At 57.2% G+C, this 771-nt stretch carries 2 pseudogenes; both read right to left on the bottom strand.

The features are described from left to right. A pseudogene (locus J5224_RS32180) lies at positions 1–238 on the bottom strand (hypothetical protein); the annotation flags it as partial. After that, a pseudogene (locus tag J5224_RS32175) lies at positions 238–771 on the bottom strand (hypothetical protein); the annotation flags it as partial. The pseudogenes J5224_RS32180 and J5224_RS32175, both read right to left, overlap by 1 nt.

Below are 771 nucleotides of genomic sequence, written 5' to 3'. Positions count from 1 at the left end.
AGCCAAGCGGCACCTGTTCCCACGCAATACCAGGCAGTTCACACCCACTCGCCGCAGCCCACTCATCGGCATCAACCCATGCCTGGGCACAATTCTGCTCCTCATCCGTTAAATCAAGGCTGAGGTAACGACGCGAGGGACTGGGTTGCGCAATCTCACTGCCCGGAACAGGCAGTGCTGCTTCCCAGGCGACATTGACCTGCTGAGGCCTGCGACGCAACCGCTCCCGCACATTCATTATTGTTCCTCTTCCTGTTCTCGTTGCTGCTGGCCTTGCTGCTGTTCATCGCCCACGCTATCGGGAAGCAAAATGTGCGGAGTCTGCTTTGGCCAGTGATCAAGTTGCCGGGTTAACGCATCGGAGGCGCGCACATCGGACGGTTGCAGAACCATTGCGCTTTCAAACAGGCTGTCACGCCGTAGCGACACCTTGACGGAGTGTTCGCCAAACCAACGTTGGAACGGGTAGCTGATCCGCACCGTTTGATCGTCACGAGAGTCACCAAGGCGCAACGCATTCAACCTCTCTCGCTGTGTAATCGTGGTAAAGGGTGTGGTCATTGGCTCATTACGCTGGGGCTGGGTTACATCCGCTGGCGAGCGGAACGTGCCGTATTGCCCTCTGATGTCATGCACAGGACCCACAGCAGGCACATATTCCGCCACGGGCCGCACATCGACAGCGCTGGACACGTCAGATACTGTGACAGGGTCAGTCATATCAGGCACCTTGCTGTTTCCTTGTTCAAGAAGGGGAACAAAACCCGCTTG

Source organism: Candidatus Symbiopectobacterium sp. NZEC135 (genome assembly GCF_025962695.1).
This window is presented reverse-complemented; position numbering and strand designations above follow the sequence as displayed.